This is a genomic window from Pseudomonas sp. FA117 (assembly GCF_057370475.1).
Genome location: NZ_CM170675.1, coordinates 2,710,677 through 2,730,963 on the forward strand (window position 1 = coordinate 2,710,677; position 20,287 = coordinate 2,730,963).

The following is a 20,287-nucleotide window of genomic DNA, read 5'->3' on the forward strand; positions in this document are numbered from 1 at the left end:
GACTAGTGGCGTGCAGCTTTAATGAAAACTGAATAATAATGAGCGAAACATTCACGAATGGAGAAAGCCCGTGGACCTGGTGCAACTGGAAATGTTCAAGGCTGTGGCCGAGCACGGCAGCATCAGTGCCGCCGCCCAGCACATCCATCGGGTGCCGTCGAACCTGACCACCCGCATCAAGCAGCTCGAGGAAGACCTCGGCGTCGAGCTGTTCATCCGCGAGAAGAGCCGCCTGCGCCTGTCGCCTGCGGGCTGGAACTTCCTCGAATACACCCGGCGCATCCTCGAGCTGGTGCAGGAGGCGCGCTCGACCGTGGCCGGTGAGGACCCCCAAGGCACCTTCGCCCTGGGTTCGCTGGAAAGCACCGCGGCGGTGCGCATCCCGACGGTGCTGGCGGCCTACAACCAGCGCTACCCCAAGGTCGACCTCGACCTGTCCACCGGCCCGTCGGGGACCATGCTCGAGGGCGTGCTGTCAGGGCGGCTGGTGGCCGCCTTCGTCGATGGCCCGGTGTTGCACCCCACCCTCGAAGGCATGCCGGTGTTCGAGGAGGAAATGATGGTCATCGCCCCCTTGAACCACGCCCCGGTCAACCGGGCCCAGGATGTCAATGGCCAGAGTATCTACGCCTTTCGTGCCAACTGTTCGTACCGGCATCACTTCGAGAGCTGGTTCGTCAAGGACAAGGCCGTGCCCGGCAAGATCCACGAGATGGAGTCGTACCACGGCATGCTCGCCTGTGTCAGCGCGGGGGCGGGGCTGGCGCTGATGCCGCGCAGCATGCTCGACAGCATGCCGGGGGCAAGCACCGTGAGCGCCTGGCCGTTGTCGGAGGATTTCCGCTACCTCAAGACCTGGCTGGTATGGCGCAGGGGTACGGTATCGCGCAGCCTGAGCATGTTCATCCGGTTGCTGGAAGAACAGGCCGGCTGACGCTGCTCAAGCGGAAAAACCGATACCTTGCTAACATTTTTCATATCCGATGGTGGCAAATCACTTTCATCTTTGTTCCTGCATGATGATAATCGCAAAAGTATTACTACTTGTGACCCCAGGTGGGACGGGCTGGGGCGCAGGTCAACAACGAGAGGCCAAGCCTCCACTTGCCGCAGGCGACCAGAACGGGCGCCTGCCCGTGAAGACCTTCTGGAGTAGTCATTGATGAAAAAACGTCTTGCCACCTCGCTGGCCGCTGCAGTGCTGGCGTTCGCTGGCGCCAACGCCGCCCAGGCCGCACAGATTTCCGGTGCCGTGGGCGCCACCAGCCAGGGCGACATGACCTATCGCATCGGCCTGTCGTTCGATTGGGACAAGAAATGGCTGCAGAGCAGCGTCGGTCACCTGACCGGCTACTGGGACGGCGCCTACACCTACTGGGAAGGCGGCGACTACAGCGGCGCTCACTCCCTGTCGTTCAGCCCGGTGTTCGTCTATGAGTTCGGTGATTCGGGCTATGTGCCGTTCATCGAGGCCGGTATCGGCCTGGCGGCCTTCTCCAAGACCGACGTCGGCGACCAGAAACTGGGCTCTTCGGTCAACTTCGAAGACCGCATCGGCTTCGGTCTGAAGCTGCCGGGCGACCAGAAGATCGGCATCCGCGCCACCCACTACTCCAACGCCGGCATCAAACAGCCGAACGACGGTATCGAGTCGTACGCGTTGTTCTACAGCGCCGGCTTCTAACGGTTGTTGGTGTGCCGTCGGACCCGGGCCGACGGCACATCACTGGCGGGCGATCAGCACCTGCCGCGCCACCCGATGCTCCAGCAGTTGTTCCTCCACCAGCCGATCCACATCCGCCTCGCTGGCCACTCGGTACCAGTGTCCGGCTGGATGGACCGTGGCGATCGGGCCGCGGTTGCACGGGTATTGGCAGTAGGTTCGGGTGATCAGCACACCGTCTTCGGTCTCGATGGCATTGGCCGCCGCCAGGCGCTGACGCAGGCGCTTCCACAGTGGCAGCGCGCCGCGCCGCACACAGCGGGCGCCGATGCACAGGAACAACTGGTGACGGTGCGGCGGAATGTTCGACCAGCCAGGCTTGGCGGGGATTTCGCCAGCGCCTTCGCAGGGCAGATGCTCGTCGGTCTGCTCGATCAGCGCGCAGGCCTTGTCCGCCGATAGCACGTGACGCCCCAGCAGCGCGGCGCTGACGAACAAGCGTGCGCCAGCCTCGGGTGCCAGGGCCAGCAGTTCGGCGCGCAGCCAGTCGAGGTAGGCGCTGTCGGCGCCGGGGTCGAGATCGATCAGCAGCAGCTTGCCCGTGGCGGTGCCGATGAATGCCTCGACCCGTCGCCACAGGCCGTCGAAGCCTGTGGCAGTGTCGATCAGGTCGTCCAGCACAGCCGGGCCGCGCACCGCCTGGAGCTGCTGGCGGAAGGCCTGGCTGCTGGAGCCTTCGGCCAGGTCGGGGCCGACGAACAATACGCAGGTGTAGGTCATCTCAAGCCTTGCGCCGCAGCAACAGAATGAAGAACAGCCCGCCGATGGCGGCCGTGGCGATGCCGATCGGCAGGTCCTGCGGAGCAATCAGGGTGCGCGCGCCGACGTCCACCCAGATCATGAACAGCGCACCGAGCAGGGCACAGGCCGGCAGCAGGCGCCGGTGCTCGGCACCGACCAGGCGCCGGGCCACGTGCGGCAGCATCAGGCCGACGAAGCCGATGGCCCCGGACAGCGACACCAGCACCCCGGTCAGCAGCGCTGTGCCGACGAATACCTTGGCGCGCACTCCGCGGGTGTCGAACCCCAGGCTCACGGCCGTCTGTTCACCGCTCATCAGCGCATTGAGCGCCCGTGCCAGGCTCATCAGCAGGGCAAAGCCGGCCAGCACGCAGAGTGCCGGCAACCACAGCAGTGACCACTGCGCCAGGCCCAGGCCGCCGAGCATCCAGAACATCACCGAGGCGGCGGCATGGGGGTCGCCGGTGTAGAGCAGCAGGTTGGCTGCGGCCATCACCACGAACGACACCGCGACCCCGGCCAACAGCAGGCGATCGCTTTCCAGGCGCCCGCCACGGCTGGCCACCCCGAGCACCAGCAGCATGCTGCCCAGCGCGCCGATGAAAGCCGCCAGCGGCAGGCTGAAGACGCCGGCGAACGGGCCGAGAAACAGCACCACCAGCACGGCGCCGAACACTGCACCGGAACTGACCCCGAGCAGGTGGGGGTCGGCCAGTGGATTGCGCGTCACCGCCTGCAGCGCGCCGCCGACCAGCGCCAGCCCTGCACCGACCAGCGCCCCGAGCAGCACCCGGGGGGCGCGGATCTGCCAGACGATCTGCGCCTGGCCGCGGCTCCAGTCGCCGGCTTGATCCAGGCCCACCTGCTGCAGGACGATGCCGAGCACCTTGCCCAGCTCCACCTGTGCCGAGCCGAAGCCCAGCGACAGCAGGCACGACAGCAGCAGGGCCAGGAGCAGCGAGACGATCAGCAGGCGATAGCCGGCAGGGCTGCGGATCGGCATCAGTGACGGGCCCCGGCGAACAGTTGCGGATGCAGGGCGCCGGCCAGGGTCTCGATGGCCTGGGCGTTCTCCACCGAGGGCGTGACCTCCAGGTACGACAGGACCACGAAGCGCTGCTTGCGGATCGCCTCGACGCTGCCCAGCGCCGGGTGCTGCAGGAGGAAATCACGTTTCTGCTGCCACGAAGTCGGGCCGTAGTCGACGATGACGATCACCTCCGGGTCGCGCTCCACCACGCTTTCCCAGTTGACCTGGGTCCAGCTGGCGCTCACGTCGCTCATCACATTGTCACCACCGGCAGCGCTGATCAGAGCCTGCGGCATGCCCAGGCGCCCCGAGGTGGTGGGGCGGTCTTCGCCGCTGTCGTAGAGGAACACCCGTGGCCGTTGCCCGGCCTGGGCCACTTGCGCCGCGACCCGTTCGACCCGCTGGCGCAGCTGGCTGACCAGCACGCTGGCGCGCTCGCGCACATCGAATATCCGACCCAGGTTGTCCAGGTCGCGGTACAGGTCTTCGAGGCTGGCCTGGCGCTGCGGCATGATCCACGAGCACGACTCGCTCAGCTCGTACACCGGGATACCGAATGGCGCCAGGGTCTGGGGCGTGACCGGGCCGCCGATGCGCATGCCATAGCTCCAGCCGGCCAGGAAAAAGTCGGCATCGGCATCGAGCAGGTTCTCCACAGACACATAGCGCGGTGCCAGCTCCGGCAGGCCTGCCAGCGCCTCGCGCAGGCTCGGGTCGAGGGTCTTCCAGCCGCTGATGCCGCTGTAGCCGGCCATGTGATCGCGCAGGCCCAGGGCCAGGAGCATGCCGGTGAGGTTGATGTCGTGGCTGACGGCGTGCTGCGGCGCGTGGGTGAAGGTCACGTCACGGTCGCAACTGCGTACGGTCAGCGGGTAGCTTTCGGCCTGGGCGAACAGGGGCAGGGCGCTGAGCAGGGCCAGGCAGGTGAGCAGCGGTTTCATGCGGGGCTGATCCAGGTAATGCGTGGATGGGAGGCCAGCGGGTGGCGGTCGACCAGGGCCTGCACGCCGAACACCTCGGCCAGGCATTGCTCGGTCAGCACCTGCTCCGGCGTGCCATGGGTGACGATGCGGCCGCCGTCGATCACGTACAGGCGGTCACAGAAGGCGGCTGCCAGGTTCAGGTCGTGGAAGCTGGCCAGCAGGCTCAGGCCGGTACCGCGCAGTTGCTGCAGCAGGGCCAGCTGGAAGCGGGGGTCGAGATGGTTGGTCGGCTCGTCGAGAATCAGCAGGCGCGGCTCCTGGACCAGCGCCCGGGCCAGCAGCACGCGCTGCTTTTCGCCGCCCGACAGGCAGACGAACGCATCCAGGGCGCGGGGCAGCAGGCCGAGCCTGGCCAGGGTGTCGTCGATCAGGCCCGGGTCGCCGTCGCCGTCGAACCAGCCCAGGTGCGGCGTGCGGCCCATGGCCACGACATCGCGCACGGTCAGGCCGAAGTCCTCGGGAAATTCCTGCAGCATCACCGCGATACGCTGCGCTACCCAGCGTGGGTTGCGTTGCCAGATGTCTTCGCCATCGAGCTGGACCTGGCCAGCGTGCGGGCGATTGAAGCGGTAGGCACAGCGCAGCAGGCTGGTCTTGCCGCTGCCGTTTGGGCCGATCAGGCCGACGAACTCGCCGGCGCCGATCTGCAGGTCGATGTTCTCGAGCAGGGCGCGCCCACCGCTGTGCGGCGACCAGTGCAGGCCTTGGATATGCAGGGTGGGGCGTGACATGAGCGGACCGTCGCAGGGTGAGTGAAACCCGAACGGTGGATGCGCGTGGAGGCGTCGCGCAGGCAAGGCTGCCGCGAAGACCGGCCCACGCCCGCCCACCGCGGGTGTTGCCAACTGCAGTGACAGGCCGGTCTCCGGGCTTGCGAGGGGCGTGAGGCACTCACCTTCCCATGCCGCAGGCACAGTGGTGTATCGAATGCGTCGCTCGCTTACCGTTGCGGGGGCAGCGCCGGACTGGTCGCACTGGGCGAGGCACCGGCTTCCCGTTTAATCCCCGACACGGCGGTCGTGGACACCTGAAACAAGGGGCGCATCTGAGCATTTATGGGCAGGGGAGTCAACCGCGGCCCGGGCCGCAGGCGCTCAGGCACCGGACTCCGGATCGCTGGCCGGCACGCCGGGGCGATTGTCTTCATCCTCGTTGAGGTCAGGGTCCACGTCCGGGTCATCGACGCGGTCGTTGCGGGGCTCAGGCTCGAGCTCGGGCCAGTCGCTCTGAGCGTCGCCGCCGCCCATCCAGTGCTTTTCGTTCATGACGTCCACCCTCGCTGGGTTGAAAAAAGGCCCACCCGCAGGCGGGCCAACACAGGAGTGAGGGGCCGCCCTTGGGCAAGCCCTCATTATCTGGGAGTGGCTGTCGAGCCAGTGCGGTCCATGCAACTGACGTCAGTGCCGACCGACGGTTGCGCAAGCGGGCTTCATGGATGGGGCGCCCAACCGCCGCCGAGGGCGGCGTACAGGTTGACCTCGGCGAGCAACTGGGCCAGCCGGTCGTTGATCAGCCCCTGCTGGGCGCTGAACAGCGAGCGCTGGGCGTCGAGGAAGGTCAGGCTGCTGTCGACGCCGATGCGATAGCGGTTGCGGGCCAGGTCGTAGTAACGCTGGGTCGAATCCACCAGGTCACGCTGGGCCAGCAACTGGCGCTGGTAGGTCGCCCGCGCGGCAAGCCCGTCGGAGACTTCCTGGAAGGCCACCTGGATCGATTTTTCATAGCGCGCGACCTCGATCTGCTTTTGCAGGCGTGCGTAATCGAGGCTGGCACGCAGGCTGCCGGCTGTGAACAGCGGCAGGTTGATCTGTGGCTGGAACAGCCAGGTGCCGCTGCCGCCGTCGAACAGGCCGGACAGCTCGCGGCTGCTGCTGCCGGCATTGGCGGTCAGGCTGATGCTGGGAAAGAACGCTGCCCGGGCTGCGCCGATGTCGGCGTTGGCAGCGCGCAGCTGGTACTCGGCTTCGAGGATGTCGGGGCGACGCTGCAGCAGTGCCGAGGGCAAGCCGGCCGGCAGGCCGATCATCTGCTGCGCCGCCAGCGGCAGGCCTGGGTTGCCCTCGTCCAGGGGCACACCGACCAGCAGGGTGAGCTGGTTGATGTCCTGGGCCACCTGGCGCTGATAGCGGGCGACGGCGGCGCGGGCGCTGTCGACGCTGGTCTGCGCCTGGATCTGTTGCAGCGCTGACGCGGTGCCGGCGCGGCGCTGGCCTTGGGTCAGGCGCAGGCTCTGCTGGTCGGCGGCAAGGGTCTGGCGCGACAGTTCGAGCAGTTCGAGGTCGGCGCGCCAGGTCAGGTAGCCACTGGCGACACTGGCCACCAGGCCCAACTGCACGCTGCGCTGCGCCTGTTCGCTGGGCAGGTAGGTGAGCAGGGCCTTGTCGCTGAGGCTGCGCAGGCGGCCGAACAGGTCGAGCTCATAGGCGCTCACGCCCAGGGTGGCGGCGTAGGTCTGGGTGATGGCGCCGTCGCCGGTGCCGGTCATGCTGCGCGGCAGATACTGACGCTGGCCCTTGGTATCGGCGGAAACCTTGGGCAGCAGTTCGGCGCGCTGGATGCGGAACTGCGCGCGATAGGCTTCGACATTGAGCGCCGCCACCCGCAGGTCGCGGTTGTTGAGCAGGGCGCTGTCGATCAGCTGGCGCAGCAGCGGATCCTTGAACACCTGGTGCCAGTCTTCGCTCTGGCGGGTGGCTGTGGTGTCGCCCTGGTAGGCCGCCCCCGTGGGGAAGCTGGTCGCGACGGGCGCGTCCGGGCGTTCATAGTCGGGGGCCAGGGTGCAGCCGGACAGCAGTATGGCCAGCAGGGCAGCGGGGTATCTGGGCATTGCGGGTTCTCTGGGTTTCAGGCGCCGGCCATCCATCTGGCCAGGCCGTGGCGGCCGCTGACACCGAGCTTGGCGGTGGCGCGCTTGAGGTAGGTTTCCACTGAACTGATCTTCACGTTCAGACGCTGCGCCATTTCCGGTACCGTGCCGCCGGTAAGCAGGCCCAGGCAGACTTCCTGTTCGCGGCTGGACAACTGCACCGCTTCCTGCGCCAGCCGCTCGCCAAAGCCGTGGCGCAGGCTGTCGGGCAGGCCGCCTGCGTCGCTCGGGGCGTGCGTGTGGTGCTGGGCATGGTGCTCGAGCAGCGGCAGCAGGGTGTCGGAAAGGCTCTTGAGCAACGACAGCTCGGCCAGGGCAAAGGCTGCCTGGCTGGGCAGGCGATGGAAACAGATGACCCAGCGCCGGTCGCCGTTGCACGACACCAGGTTGCACTGGTGCGCACTCTGCTGGGCTGCACTCGCGTTCTGCGGTGACTTTACCTGGATCAGCAGCGGGTCTTTCATCTGCAGAATATTCTGCAGCAGCGGATGGCCGGCCTGGTCCTGCGGTGGAAACTCCAGGGCCAGGCCGGCAGCGCCGAGTACCTTGACCCGCTCGACGCTGGCCTGGCGGCTGTCGAGCGTCCACTCGCTGAGGTCCAGGCGGTGCACCGGCACCAGGTCATCGACCAGGCGCAGCATCTGTGCGGCGAAATGTGCTTCGCCACTGCTGGCGATCAGTTCGCCCAGTTGCAGGTAGAGGCGCGCATCGTGATGGTGTTCGAGGCTGCGGATCAGCTTCATGTCCTGTTCGTCCTTGAGTCGGGTACTGCGCAGGCATCGGGCGAGTGGGCTCGTGCCTTGGCCGGTCGAAGGTGGTGCTATTCAGCCCGACCCTGGCGCCTGCGTCTGTAATGGAAACCGGGGACAGAAAATGGCATCAAATCGGACAAAATGGCGGGACAAAACTGACAGAGTGAAAGTAGATGTTGCAGCGGTAGTCAGCCAATTGACGTCATAAATCCGCTGTTGGCGCCACGTTCGGCGCACCAGCGCAGGCAGGTAGGTCATCCAAGGGGGTGATATGTAGCTGATTTCCTACAGAAAAATAAGCAACCTGGGACGCGTCCGAAACTGTCCGGGTTTCCGGGGCCATACAGCGCGCGCAGGCGGTGTTTGAATCCGTCGACGATCAACGGAGAAGGACCCTCCCAGCCCATGCCTGCCGCCGATACCTACCCCCTGACCAGCGCCCAGCGCGATATCTGGCTCGATCAGCTGAGCCGGGGCGACTCGCCGCTGTACACCATCGGCGGCTATGTCGAGCTCACCGGCCCCCTGCAGCCGGACATCCTGGGGCAGGCCCTGGACAACCTGGTCGCGACCAATCCGGTGCTACGCACCCACCTGCAGCCGGGTGCCGGAGAGGATGGCCTGCCGCTGCAGCAGTTCGCCGAGCATGCCACGCTCGCGTTGCCGCTGTTCGACCTGTCCGCCGAGGCTGAGCCGACGACAGCCGCCCAGGCCTTGATCCAGGCGCAGATGGGGCAGGGCTATCGTTTCGACGGCTCGGCGCTGCTGCGCTTTGCCCTGATCCGCCTGGGCCCCGAGCGCCACTGGCTGGCGACCCAGGCCCACCACCTGATCCTCGATGGCTGGGGCTTCGGCCAGATGCTCAAGGCGTTGGGCGAGCACTACACCGCGCTGCTCGAAGGCGGCGAGCCACCGCTGGCCAGTGTCGGCTACGCCGACTTCATCGACGAAGACCGCCAGTACCACGGCTCGCTGCGCCAGGCGCGCGACCGCGCCTACTGGCTCGAGCGCTTCGCGCATATCCCCGAACCGCTGCTGGCGGCGCGTCATCATTACCGCCGTGCCACCGATGAAGCGCCTTCACGAACCTGGGTGCAGGCGTTTCCCGACGCCCTGCACGGGCGCATGAAACAACTGGCCCAGGCGCACCAGGCGTCGGCCTTCCATGTGCTGCTGGCGGCGCTGCATGTCCTGTTCAGCCGCAGCGCACAGCGCGACGACTGGGTCGTGGGCCTGCCGCTGCTCAACCGTGGCGGTGCGCGCTTCAAGTCCACGCTGGGTACTTTCGTGCAGGTCAGTGCGGTGCCGCTGGCGTTCTCCCCGGCGCTGACCTTCGCCGAGCTGGTGACGGCCATCCGCGACACCCTGCGCCGGGATTTCCGCCATCAGCGCCTGGCGGTAAGCGAACTGAACCGGTCACTGGGCCTGTTGCGCGAGGAGCGCGGGCAACTGTTCGAGGTGTCGGTCTCCTATGAACAGGACGACCACGACTACCGCTATGGCCAGGCCAACGCCCATACGGTGAAGGTGTCCAACAGCCACGAAGCCACACCGCTGGCCATTCACCTGCGCAGCAATCGTCATAACGACAAGGCCTGGCTGCACCTGGTGCACCACCGCGCATGGCTGTCCGGCGACGAGGCGCAGGCCTTGGCGCAGCGCCTGCTGCATGTGCTCGACCAGGGCCTGGAGACGCCGCAACTGGCGCTTGGCGACTTCGACCTGCCAACCCCTGCCGAGCACCGTCGACTGCAAGCCTGGAACGCCACGCAGCGACCCTGCGCCGAGCCGATCGTGCACCGGCGCATCGAGGCCCGTGCGGCGTCGATGCCCGATGCCGTTGCCGCACGGCACGACGGGCGCAGCCTGAGCTACGACGAGCTGAACCAGCGGGCGAACGCCTTGGCCCAGCGCCTGATCGAGCTGGGTGCAGGGCCCGAGCAGCGCGTTGCGGTAGTTGCCCATCGTGGGTTGGACACGCTCGTCGGGTTGCTGGCGATTCTCAAGGCCGGAGCGGCCTACGTGCCGATCGACCCGGCCCATCCGCGCGAGCGTCTGGCGTACCTGCTCGAAGACAGCGTGCCGCTGGTGCTGCTGACCCAGCAGGCGCTGCGCGAGCGCCTGCCACGCCATGACCTGCCGCTCATTGAACTGGACACCTGCGCCACGCCCGGCAGACGGCTGGACAACCCTCAGGTTGCCGGGCTTGCCGCCGACAGCCTGGTCTACGTGATCTACACCTCGGGTTCCACCGGGCAGCCCAAAGGGGTGATGGTCGAACACCGCATGCTGGCCAACCTGATCGACTGGCATTGTGACGCCTTCGATCTTGGGGTCGGCAGCCACACCTCGAGCCTGGCCGGCTTTGGCTTCGACGCCATGGCCTGGGAAGTCTGGCCGGCCTTGTGCGCCGGGGCCACGTTGCACCTGGCACCGGTGCGCGAAGGCGGCGAGGATATCGACGCCTTGCTGCGCTGGTGGCGCGACCAGCCGCTGCAGGTCAGCTTCCTGCCGACTCCGGTGGCCGAGCATGCCTTCACCCAGCAGGACCATCCGACCCTGCGCACCCTGCTGGTGGGGGGTGACCGCTTGCGCAACCTTTCTCGCGAGCGCGCCTATGCAGTCATCAACAACTACGGCCCTACCGAAGCCACCGTGGTAGCCAGCTCCGGGCGTGTGCTTGCCGGAGCGCCGCTGCACATCGGCAAGCCGGTGGCCAACACCCGTTTGCATGTGCTGGATGCGCAACTCAGGCCATTGCCGGTCGGCGTGCCGGGCGAGCTCTATGTGGCAGGGCTCGGGGTTGCCCGTGGCTACCTGAACCGCACGCAGATGACCGCCGAGCGCTTCCTCGACGATCCGTTCGGCGAAGTGGCCGGGGCACGCATGTACCGCACGGGCGATCTGGTGCGCTGGCTGGCCGACGGTACCCTGGAGTACCTGGGGCGCAATGACGATCAGGTGAAGATCCGCGGCGTACGCGTCGAGCTTGGCGAGATCGAGGCGGCGCTGGCCGGTCATGCCGAGGTTCGGGAAGCGGTGGTGTTGCTGCGTGACGGCCAGTTGCAGGCCTGGTTCGTTGGTGGTGCGGCGACCCCAGGGGATCTGCATGAACACCTGCGCGGTCTGCTGCCGGCCGCCTTGCTGCCGGTGGGTTACCAGCGCGTCGACAGCTGGCCGCTGACGGCCAACGGCAAACTCGACCGCCGCGCCTTGCCGGCGCTGGACGATGCGGCTTCGGTGCGGCGTGCCCATGAAGCGCCGCGTGGCGAGGTGGAGCAGCGCCTGGCCGCGCTCTGGAGCGAGTTGCTGGGGGTACAGCGCATCGGCCGGCACGATCACTTCTTCGAGCTGGGCGGCCATTCGCTGCTGGCCGTGCAGCTGGTCGAGCGCATGCGCCAGCAAGGCCTGCAGGCCGATGTGCAGGTGCTGTTCGGCCAGCCGACCCTGGCGAGCCTGGCAGCGGCAAGCCAGGGGGCAGTGGTGCAGGTAGCAGGCAACCGCGTGCCACCAGGTTGCAGCCGCATCACGCCGGCGCTGCTCAGCCTGACTTCGCTGAGCCAGGCCGAGATCGACGGTATCGTGGCGGCGGTGCCGGGCGGCGCGCCGAATGTGCAGGAAATCTATCCCTTGGCGCCTCTGCAGCAAGGCTTGCTGTACCACCACCTGCGAGACAGCCACGACCCCTACCAGCAACAGGCGTTGTTCGCCTTCCGCGACCAGGCTGCGTTCGAGGCCTTCGCCAGCGCGTTGCAACAGGTGGTCGAGCGCCATGACATCCTGCGTACCAGCCTGGCCTGGGAGGGCCTGGAGCAGCCGCAGCAGGTGGTCTGGCGCCAGGCGCAACTGCCTGTCGAGGTGATCCGCACCGGGCCGGGCGACACGCTGCAGGAACTCCAGGCGCATTATCAGGCCGCGCAGCGGCCATTGGACCTGCGCCGGGCACCGATGATGGCCCTGGCGGGTGCCGAGGATCGTACGCAAGGCCGCTGGCTGGGGCTGCTGCGCTTCCATCACCTGGTCAACGATGCGCTGTCGGTGCAGGTGCTGCTGGGCGAGCTGCGCGCCTTGATGAGCGACCAGGGCCATGCGCTGCCGGCCCCAGTGCCTTACCGCAATTATGTGGCGCTCAGCGGTGCCGAGACACGCCAGCAGGGCCACGAAACCTTCCTGCGGACCTTGCTCGCCGGCGTCGAGGCGCCGCCGGCGTTGCCCGGCATGGCCGAACACGACGTGCAGGCCGAGGCACTGGAAAGCCTCGGCCACGAGGTTCCGGTGGCGCTGACCGAGGCCCTGCGTCGCCTGGCCCGGCAGCAGGACGTTGGCATCGCCAGCCTGTTCCACCTGGCCTGGGCGCAGGTGCTCGGTGCCTTGGGTGGGCGCGACGAGGTGGTGTTCGGCACCGTCCTGCTGGGGCGGATGATGGCCGGCGAGGGCGCCGACCGGGCGCTGGGCATGTTCATCAACAGTTTGCCGCTGCGGGTCAGCCTGAGCGGGCGCAACGTCGCGCAGGCGCTTGCCGACACCCATGCCAGCCTTGCCGCGCTGCTGGGCCATGAGGATGCACCGCTGCTGCTGGCCCAGCGCTGCAGCGGGCTGCCGGCCGGTGTGCCGCTGTTCAACAGCCTGATCAACTTCCGTCATGGGCTGAGCGCCGAGCAATCGACCCTGCCCGGCGCCCACCTGCTGGAGGCCAGCGAGGTGCAGAGCCATGCGCTGGTGCTGTCGGTGGACGATCAGGGCGATGCCCTGCACCTGAATGTCCGTGCTCCTCGGGCACTGGGTGCCAGGCGGGTGCTGGCCTACCTCGAACGTACCCTCGAGGTGCTGGGCGAGGCGCTGGAGCAGGGCGGTGCGCTGGCAATCGAACAGCTGTGCAACGTGCCCGAGACCGAACTGCAGCGGCTGCTGCACACCTTCAACGCCACCGAGCAACCCCACGAACTGATGCACCAGACCCTGCCGGCGCTGTTCCAGGCCCAGGTGCGCCGCACACCCGACGCCGTGGCGCTGCAGACCGACGATGCGACGCTGAGCTACCGCGAACTGGACGCGCAGGCCAACCGCCTGGCCCATCACCTGATCGCGCTGGGCGTGCAGCCCGACACCCGCGTCGGGGTCTGTATCGAACGCGGACTGTCGCTGCTGGTGGGGCTGCTGGGCGTGCTCAAGGCCGGTGGTGCCTACGTGCCGCTGGACCCCGGCTATCCGGACGAGCGCCTGCGCTACATGATCGAAGACAGCACGCCGCTGGCAGTGCTGGTCCACGGTGCCACACGCGGACTGTTCGGCTCGCTGGCGGTGACCCAGGTCGATCTCGACCAGGCCGACTGGCAGGCGCATGGCGTCGAGGCGCCCGAAGTGCCTGCCCTGACCCCTGCGAACCTGGCCTATGTGATGTACACCTCAGGCTCCACCGGCACGCCCAAGGGCGTGATGATCGAGCATCGCGGGCTGGGCAACCTGATGCACTGGGGCTCGTCCATCTGTCCACCGCGCCCGGGCGACGCCCTGTTGCAACGCGCGCCGTTCAGCTTCGACGGCTCGGTCTGGGAGCTGTTCTGGCCGCTGTGTGCCGGCCTGCGCCTGGTACTGGCCCGCCCCGATGGCCATCGCGACCCGGCCTATCTGGTGCAGCTTGTCCAGGCGCGCCAGGTGACCACGGTGAAGTTCGTGCCGGCGCTGCTGCATCAGTTTCTCGAGCAGCCGGGGGTGGAGCACTGCACCAGCCTCACCGACATCTTCTGTGGCGGCGGCGAGCTGACCCTGGCGCTGGCCGCCAGCCTGCGTCGGCGCCTGCCGCAGGTGCGCCTGCACAACGTCTACGGGCCCACCGAAGCCACGGTCGACAGCACCGCCTGGACGCTGCAGCCGGGGCAAGCACTGCCGGACACCCCGCCGCCGATCGGCCGGGCGATCGCCAACACCCGGCTGTACGTGCTCGATGCCCATGGCCGCCCGGTGCCGCTGGGCGTGGCGGGAGAGCTGCACATCGGTGGCGTCGGCGTGGCGCGCGGCTACCTGGGGTTGCCGGTGCTGCAGGCCGAGCGCTTCATCGACAGCCCGTTCGTCAGCGGTGATCGCCTGTACCGTACCGGCGACCTGGTGCGCTATCGCGAAGACGGCGAGCTGGAGTTTCTCGGGCGCAACGATTTCCAGGTCAAGCTGCGCGGGCTGCGCGTAGAGCTGGGCGAGATCGAGGCGCTGCTGGCCGGGCATCCTGCGCTGGGGCAGGGGGTGGTGCTGGTGCGCGACGAACGCCTGGTCGCCTACTTCACCTGCCGCGACGGCCAGCCGGTGCCGCCGCTCGAGGTGCTGCGCAGCCATTTGCTGGCACGGTTGCCGGAGTACATGGTGCCGTCGGCGTTCGTTGCCCTGGCCGAGATGCCGCTGAGCCCCAACGGCAAGATCGACCGCAAGGCACTGCCCGAGCCTGGGCCGGAATCGGTGATCAGCCGGGCCTACGAGCCGCCGAGCAACGAGCTGGAGCGCACGCTCGCGCAGATCTGGGGCGAAGTGCTCAAGGTCGAGCAGGTCGGTCGTAACGACAACTTCTTCGAACTGGGCGGCCACTCGCTGCTGGCTGTGAACCTGGTGGCGCGCATGCGCCAGGCAGGTTTGCAGGCCGATGCGCGGACGTTGTTCCGCCAGCCGACGCTGGCGGGGTTGGCGGCGAGTACCGGGTGGGAGAAGGCCCAGGTCGAGATTGCCGCCACCACCATCCCAGGGCTCAAGGCCCGGCGCAGGCTCTGAGACGGGCAGCATGAGCAGGCTCAGGACTGTTCCGGCCATTGACTTCACCACTGTGCTTGACCGCAGCCCAGCCTGGCCTGAGGCTGCCACGGTCACCACGGAGAAAAACAATGGACCTGTCGAGCCTGCTGCTGTTCATCCCTGCCTGCTTCGCCCTGAACATGGCCCCCGGGCCCAACAACCTGTTGTCATTGCACAACGCCAGCCGCTATGGCCTGCGCACCGCCTGCATGGCCGGCGGCGGGCGAATCCTGGCCTTCAGCGGCATGATCGCGCTGGCGGCGATGGGGCTGGCGGTGGTGCTGCACACCAGTGAATACCTGTTCCTGGCCATCAAGCTGGCAGGCGCGGCATACCTGTTCTACATCGCCTGGCAGCTGTGGCGGGCGCCAGTGGGCGAGGCGCTGGCGACCACTGAGCAGCCACGGGGCACCTGGCGCCTGGCCCGCCAGGAGTTCTGGGTTGCCGCTGGCAATCCCAAGGCAATCCTGCTGTTCACCGCGTTCCTGCCGCAGTTCGTGGCGGTGGACAGCGCGGTGCCGGTCAGCGAGCAGTTCCTCTGGCTGGGGGCCTGGTTCCTGTTGCTGGAGTGGGTGGCCATCGCCCTCTACTCGGGGCTGGGGACTTACCTGCAGCGCTGGTTTGCCCAGCCCCGGTCGCGCCGGGTGTTCAACCGGGTCAGTGCTTCGTTGCTGGGCTGTGCGGGGATCGGGTTGCTGGCGGCGCGGCGCTGAGCCCGGATTCAACAGATAAAAAAGCCCCGCGGGCCGAAGCCTGCGGGGCGAAGGGTTGGGGGAGGACCAACCAAAGGAGAGGGTAGAGCCGCTGGCGTGAAGGCTTACTTCACGCTGGCCACGGTCTCAGGCTGCCAGCCACCGCCCAGGGCCTTGTAGATCGAGACGATGCCGCGATACAGCTCGACTTCGCCCTGGGCCTGGGCGTCTTCGGCGGCGAGCTTTTCTCGCTCGGCATCGAGCAGCACCAGGTAATCCACCGTGCCTTCGCGGTAGCGGACCGAGGCAAGCTCTGCTGCCTTGCCGCTGGCATCGCTCTGGCGGATCAGCGACAGCAGGCGTTGCTGGCGCTTGCCGTAGTCGCTGAAGGCGTTGGACGATTCTTCCAGTGCCAGCAGCACCTGCTGCTCATAGGTTGCCAGCGCGCCTTCGGCATCGGCCTTGGCACCGCGCAGGCGGGCCCGCACGCTGCCCAGGTCGAAGGCTGCCCAGCTGATGCTCGGGCCAAGCGCCCAGGCATTGGCGGCCGAGGAGCCGATCTGCGAACCACGCCCGGCGGTAAAACCGAGGAAGCCGCTCAGGCTGACCCGTGGGAACAGGTCGGCCGTGGCCACGCCGACGTTGGCGGTGGCGGCGGCGAGCTGGCGCTCGGCGCTGCGGATATCCGGACGGCGGCGCAGCAGCTCGCCTGGGTCACCGACCGGCAAGGCCTTGGCAATGGCCGGCAGCTGCTTGGGCGAAAGGTCAACGCTCAGTGCATCCGGGCGCTCGCCCAGCAGGGTGGCGATGCGGTTGCGTGCCCGCACCTGTTCGGCCTGCAGTTGCGGCACGGTGGCTTCGACCGCGGCCAGGCGGGCGTCGGCACGTACCACGTCCAGCTCGTTGCCGACGCCGGTGTCGCGCAGGGTCACGGTGATGCTGCGCGAATCCTGCTGGGTCTTGAGGTTGGCCAGGGCGATCTTCTCGCGCAACTGGGCGCCACGCAGTTGGCCATAGGCGTCGACCAGCTCGGCGATCAGGCTGACCTGCAGCTGTTGCAGGTCGGCTTCGGCGGCGTCTTCCTGGGCCTTGCTGGCCTCGATCTGACGCTGGATGCGGCCGAACAGGTCGACTTCCCAGGCCATGTCCAGGCCCAGGTCATAGCGTTCGCTGTTGACCCGGCGATCGGTCTGGCCTGGAATCTGGCCCTTGCCGATGTCGCTGCTGGCACGGCTGGTCACGACCGGCAGGTCGTCGTTGGAGACGTCTTCACGGATCGAGCGCGCCGCCTTGAGGCGGGCGAAGGCCACGCGCAGGTCACGGTTGCCCTGCAGCGATGCCTGCACCAGCTGGTTCAGGGTCGGATCGTCGAACTGTTTCCACCAGCTGCTTTCGAAGCGGCTGCGGTCCAGGACCTTGGCCGGCGCTTCAGTGTCGAAGCGCGCCGGCTGGGTGTCCGGGGTCTTGTAGTCCGGCCCCACGGCGCAGGCCGCCAGGGCCAGCGCCAGAAGGCTCGGGGTCAGGGGTTTGAGCAGGTTCATGCAGGGTTCTCCAGCGCTTGCAGACGCGCAGCCTTGCGGGCCTGGCGACGTTCGACGTTACGACGGATCAGGTTGAAGAACACCGGCGTCAGGAACAGGCCGAACACGGTCACCCCGATCATCCCCGAGAACACCGCCACACCCATGGCGTGACGCATCTCGGCACCGGCACCGGACGAGAACACCAGCGGTACCACGCCCATGATGAAGGCGATCGAGGTCATCAGGATCGGACGCAGACGCAGGCGGCACGCTTCGAGCACGGCAGCCAGCGGATCCAGGCCTTCGGCCTGCTTGTCCTTGGCGAACTCGACGATCAGGATCGCGTTCTTGCACGCCAGGCCCACCAGTACGATCAGGCCGATCTGGGTGAAGATGTTGTTGTCACCGCCGGAGATGATCACGCCGGTGATGGCCGACAGCAGGGTCATCGGTACGATCAGGATCACCGCCAGTGGCAGGCTCCAGCTTTCGTACTGGGCCGCCAGTACCAGGAAGGCCAGCAGTACGCAAAGCGGGAACACGAACAGCGCGGTGTTGCCCGAGAGGATCTGCTGGTAGGTCAGGTCGGTCCACTCGTAGGTCATGCCGTTGGGCAGTTCTTCCTTGAGCAGCTTCTCGATCGCAGCCTCGGCCTGGCCGGAGCTGTAGCCCGGTGCTGCGGCGCCGTTGATCTCGGCGGTGATGAAGCCGTTGTAGTGCATCACGCGGTCGGGACCGGAGGTGTCGCTGACCTTGAGGAAGGTCGCCAGCGGAATCATCTCGCCCAGGTTGTTGCGCACCTTCAACTGACCGATCTGCTCGGCGTCGAGACGGAACTGCTGTTCAGCCTGGACGTTGACCTGGTAGGTACGGCCGAAACGGTTGAAGTCGTTGGTGTACAGCGAGCCCAGGTAGACCTGCAGGGTGTCGAAGATGTCGGTGATCGCCACGCCGTGGGTCTTGGCCTTCTCGCGGTCGATGGCGGCATCGACCTGCGGCACGTTGACCTGGTAGCTGGTGAACAGCCCGGCCAGCTCAGGCACGCTGCGGCTCTTGGCGATGACGTTCTGGGTTTCCTTGTACAGCGCTTCGTAGCCCAGGTTGCCGCGGTCTTCGATCTGCAGGCGGAAGCCGCCAATGGTGCCCAGCCCCTGTACCGGCGGCGGTGGGAAGATCGCGATGTAGGCGTCCTGGATATCGGCGAACTGCGCGTTGAGCGCCGCAGCGATGGCCTGCGCCGACTGGCTCGGGTCCTTGCGCTCGTCGAACGGCTTGAGCGGGGTGAACACGATGCCGCTGTTGGGGCTGTTGGTGAAACCGTTGATCGACAGGCCCGGGAAGGCCACCGAGTCGGCGACGCCCGGCTGCTTGAGGGCGATCTCGCTCATGCGCTTGATCACCGCTTCGGTACGGTCGAGGCTGGCCGCGTCAGGCAACTGGGCGAAGGCCACCAGGTACTGCTTGTCCTGCGCCGGCACGAAACCGGTCGGGGTGGACGAGAAGCCCAGGTAGGTCAGGCCCATGAGGCCGGCATAGACGAACAGGGCGATGCCGCTGGAGCGGATGACCCGGCGCACGCCGCCGACATAGCTGTTGCTGGCGCGGTCGAAGAAGCGGTTGAACGGCGCGAACAGCCAGCTGCCCAGCAGTTTTTCCAGGAACCGCGAGAAACGGTCCTTGGGCGCATGGTGGTCCTTGAGCAGCACCGCGGCCAGGGCCGGCGACAGGGTCAGCGAGTTGAACGCCGAGATCACGGTCGAGATGGCGATGGTCAGGGCGAACTGCTTGTAGAACTGGCCGGTCAGCCCGGAGATGAACGCTGCTGGAACGAACACCGCGCACAGCACCAGGGCGGTGGCGATGATCGGGCCGGTCACCTCGCTCATGGCTTTCTGCGTGGCCTCCATGGGCTTGAGGCCCAGGCCGATGTTGCGCTCGACGTTCTCCACCACGACGATGGCGTCGTCCACCACGATACCGATCGCCAGCACCAGGCCGAACAGCGACAGGGCGTTGAGCGAGAAACCGAACAGGTGCATCACCGCGAAGGTGCCGATCAGCGAAACCGGTACGGCCATCAGCGGGATGATCGAGGCGCGCCAGGTCTGCAGGAACAGGATCACCACCAGCACCACCAGCACCAGGGCTTCGAACAGGGTGTGCACCACCGCTTCGATCGAGCCGCGGACGAACACGGTCGGGTCATAGACGATGCTGTAGTCCATCCCTTCCGGGAAGTCCTTTTTCAGCTCGGCCATTTTTGCCCGCACTTCATCGGAGATCTCGATGGCGTTGGAGCCCGGACGCTGGAAGATCGGGATTGCCACCGCCGGCTGGTTGTTCAGCAGCGAGCGCAGGGCGTACTGGCTGGAGCCCAGCTCGACGCGGGCGATATCCTTCAGGCGGGTGATCTCGCCGTCGGCGCCGGCGCGGATGATGATGTTCTCGAACTCTTCCTCGGTGACCAGACGGCCCTGGGTGTTGATCGACAACTGGAAGCTGGTCGAACCGGGTGCGGGCGGAGCGCCCAGCTGGCCGGCGGCGACCTGGCGGTTCTGCTCACGGATCGCCGCGACCACGTCGCTGGCGGTCAGGTTGCGCGAAGCGGTCTTGTTCGGGTCCAGCCAGACGCGCAGGGAGTAGTCGCCCATGCCGAACAGCTGCACGTCACCCACACCGCCCAGGCGCGCCAGCTCATCCTTGATGTTGAGGATGGCGTAGTTGGACAGGTAGAGCATGTCGTAGCGCTGGTCCGGCGAGGTCAGGTGCACGACCATGGTCAGGTCGGGCGAGGCCTTGTCGACGGTGATACCGATGCGCGTCACTTCCTCGGGCAGCTTGGGCTGGGTCCGGGTCACGCGGTTCTGCACCTGCACCTGCGCGTTGTCCAGGTCGGTGCCCAGGGCGAAGGTGATGGTCAGGGTCAGCTTGCCGTCGGCGGTGGACTGCGAGGACATGTAGAGCATGTTCTCGACACCGGTGATGGCCTGCTCCAGCGGTGCGGCGACGGTTTCGCCGATCACCTTGGGGTTGGCGCCGGGGAAGTTGGCACGCACCACCACGGTGGGCGGTACCACTTCCGGGTATTCGCTGATCGGCAACTGGAACAGCGAGATGCCGCCGGCGATCAGCAGCACGAGCGACAGCACGGCGGCGAAGATCGGGCGGGTGATGAAGAATTTCGAGAAGTTCATCGGTGTTGT

13 protein-coding genes and 1 riboswitch are annotated in these 20,287 nt (G+C 67.2%); of the genes, 4 read left to right on the forward strand and 9 right to left on the reverse strand.

Annotated features, from left to right (window positions below; genetic code table 11):
• The first annotated feature begins 70 nt into the window (after positions 1 to 70).
• Together ptrR and AC1TXO_RS12420 are read left to right on the forward strand one after the other, a co-directional pair.
• Entirely contained in the window at positions 71 to 934 is an 864-nt protein-coding gene (ptrR, locus tag AC1TXO_RS12415) for a putrescine utilization regulator PtrR (RefSeq protein ID WP_486406598.1), read from the forward strand.
• A gap of 228 nt (positions 935 to 1,162) precedes the next feature.
• On the forward strand, positions 1,163 to 1,684 hold the full coding sequence (locus tag AC1TXO_RS12420; RefSeq protein WP_486406599.1) for an acyloxyacyl hydrolase: 522 nt from the start codon (positions 1,163 to 1,165) through the stop codon (positions 1,682 to 1,684).
• A 39-nt stretch (positions 1,685 to 1,723) separates the two neighbouring features.
• Here AC1TXO_RS12420 and AC1TXO_RS12425 read toward each other — a convergent pair whose 3' ends face one another.
• The 7 genes from AC1TXO_RS12425 to AC1TXO_RS12455 form a co-directional block, all read right to left on the reverse strand.
• Complete coding sequence (locus tag AC1TXO_RS12425) at positions 1,724 to 2,443, reverse strand: (2Fe-2S) ferredoxin domain-containing protein (RefSeq protein ID WP_486406600.1); 720 nt, start codon at positions 2,441 to 2,443, stop codon at positions 1,724 to 1,726.
• Position 2,444: 1 nt separating this feature from the next.
• Positions 2,445 to 3,467, reverse strand: a complete 1,023-nt coding sequence (locus AC1TXO_RS12430; RefSeq protein ID WP_486406601.1) for a FecCD family ABC transporter permease — start codon at positions 3,465 to 3,467, stop codon at positions 2,445 to 2,447.
• Positions 3,467 to 4,435, reverse strand: a complete 969-nt coding sequence (locus AC1TXO_RS12435; RefSeq protein WP_486406602.1) for an ABC transporter substrate-binding protein — start codon at positions 4,433 to 4,435, stop codon at positions 3,467 to 3,469. The genes AC1TXO_RS12430 and AC1TXO_RS12435 overlap by 1 nt, the downstream gene beginning before the upstream one ends.
• Positions 4,432 to 5,208, reverse strand: coding sequence for an ABC transporter ATP-binding protein (locus tag AC1TXO_RS12440; RefSeq protein WP_486406603.1), 777 nt, complete (start codon positions 5,206 to 5,208; stop codon positions 4,432 to 4,434). Before AC1TXO_RS12440 ends, AC1TXO_RS12435 begins: the two co-directional genes overlap by 4 nt.
• Positions 5,209 to 5,316: 108 nt before the next feature.
• Positions 5,317 to 5,523: riboswitch (cobalamin riboswitch) on the reverse strand.
• 48 nt (positions 5,524 to 5,571) lie between these two features.
• Positions 5,572 to 5,742 (reverse strand): hypothetical protein, encoded by a 171-nt coding sequence (locus AC1TXO_RS12445; RefSeq protein WP_486406925.1) that lies wholly within the window; start codon positions 5,740 to 5,742, stop codon positions 5,572 to 5,574.
• Positions 5,743 to 5,906: 164 nt separating this feature from the next.
• A complete protein-coding gene (locus tag AC1TXO_RS12450; protein WP_486406604.1) occupies positions 5,907 to 7,304 on the reverse strand; it encodes an efflux transporter outer membrane subunit in 1,398 nt (465 codons plus the stop codon).
• Positions 7,305 to 7,321: 17 nt separating this feature from the next.
• Positions 7,322 to 8,086, reverse strand: coding sequence for a helix-turn-helix transcriptional regulator (locus AC1TXO_RS12455; protein ID WP_486406605.1), 765 nt, complete (start codon positions 8,084 to 8,086; stop codon positions 7,322 to 7,324).
• Between the two features lie 414 nt (positions 8,087 to 8,500).
• On the opposite strand from AC1TXO_RS12455, the gene AC1TXO_RS12460 reads away from it, so the two are divergent.
• Together AC1TXO_RS12460 and AC1TXO_RS12465 are read left to right on the forward strand one after the other, a co-directional pair.
• A complete protein-coding gene (locus AC1TXO_RS12460; protein WP_486406606.1) occupies positions 8,501 to 14,848 on the forward strand; it encodes an amino acid adenylation domain-containing protein in 6,348 nt (2,115 codons plus the stop codon).
• Between the two features lie 110 nt (positions 14,849 to 14,958).
• A complete protein-coding gene (locus AC1TXO_RS12465; RefSeq protein WP_486406607.1) occupies positions 14,959 to 15,582 on the forward strand; it encodes a LysE family translocator in 624 nt (207 codons plus the stop codon).
• Between the two features lie 104 nt (positions 15,583 to 15,686).
• On the opposite strand, the gene AC1TXO_RS12470 is transcribed toward AC1TXO_RS12465, so the two are convergent.
• Positions 15,687 to 17,102, reverse strand: coding sequence for an efflux transporter outer membrane subunit (locus AC1TXO_RS12470; RefSeq protein ID WP_486406608.1), 1,416 nt, complete (start codon positions 17,100 to 17,102; stop codon positions 15,687 to 15,689).
• Positions 17,099 to 20,278: an efflux RND transporter permease subunit gene (locus AC1TXO_RS12475; RefSeq protein WP_486406609.1), complete on the reverse strand. Its 3,180-nt coding sequence runs from the start codon at positions 20,276 to 20,278 to the stop codon at positions 17,099 to 17,101. The genes AC1TXO_RS12470 and AC1TXO_RS12475 overlap by 4 nt, the downstream gene beginning before the upstream one ends.
• Positions 20,279 to 20,287 lie beyond the last annotated feature (9 nt).

Excerpts from the sequence above, each read along its gene's own strand:
- AC1TXO_RS12455 (WP_486406605.1), bottom strand. The coding sequence starts at position 8,086 with ATGAAGCTGATCCGCAGCCTCGAACACCATCACGATGCGCGCCTCTAC.
- AC1TXO_RS12470 (WP_486406608.1), bottom strand. The coding sequence starts at position 17,102 with ATGAACCTGCTCAAACCCCTGACCCCGAGCCTTCTGGCGCTGGCCCTG.
- AC1TXO_RS12465 (WP_486406607.1), top strand. The coding sequence starts at position 14,959 with ATGGACCTGTCGAGCCTGCTGCTGTTCATCCCTGCCTGCTTCGCCCTG.
- AC1TXO_RS12460 (WP_486406606.1), top strand. The coding sequence starts at position 8,501 with ATGCCTGCCGCCGATACCTACCCCCTGACCAGCGCCCAGCGCGATATC.
- AC1TXO_RS12445 (WP_486406925.1), bottom strand. The coding sequence starts at position 5,742 with ATGAACGAAAAGCACTGGATGGGCGGCGGCGACGCTCAGAGCGACTGG.
- AC1TXO_RS12440 (WP_486406603.1), bottom strand. The coding sequence starts at position 5,208 with ATGTCACGCCCCACCCTGCATATCCAAGGCCTGCACTGGTCGCCGCAC.
- AC1TXO_RS12425 (WP_486406600.1), bottom strand. The coding sequence starts at position 2,443 with ATGACCTACACCTGCGTATTGTTCGTCGGCCCCGACCTGGCCGAAGGC.
- AC1TXO_RS12450 (WP_486406604.1), bottom strand. The coding sequence starts at position 7,304 with ATGCCCAGATACCCCGCTGCCCTGCTGGCCATACTGCTGTCCGGCTGC.
- AC1TXO_RS12435 (WP_486406602.1), bottom strand. The coding sequence starts at position 4,435 with ATGAAACCGCTGCTCACCTGCCTGGCCCTGCTCAGCGCCCTGCCCCTG.
- AC1TXO_RS12475 (WP_486406609.1), bottom strand. The coding sequence starts at position 20,278 with ATGAACTTCTCGAAATTCTTCATCACCCGCCCGATCTTCGCCGCCGTG.
- AC1TXO_RS12430 (WP_486406601.1), bottom strand. The coding sequence starts at position 3,467 with ATGCCGATCCGCAGCCCTGCCGGCTATCGCCTGCTGATCGTCTCGCTG.
- AC1TXO_RS12420 (WP_486406599.1), top strand. The coding sequence starts at position 1,163 with ATGAAAAAACGTCTTGCCACCTCGCTGGCCGCTGCAGTGCTGGCGTTC.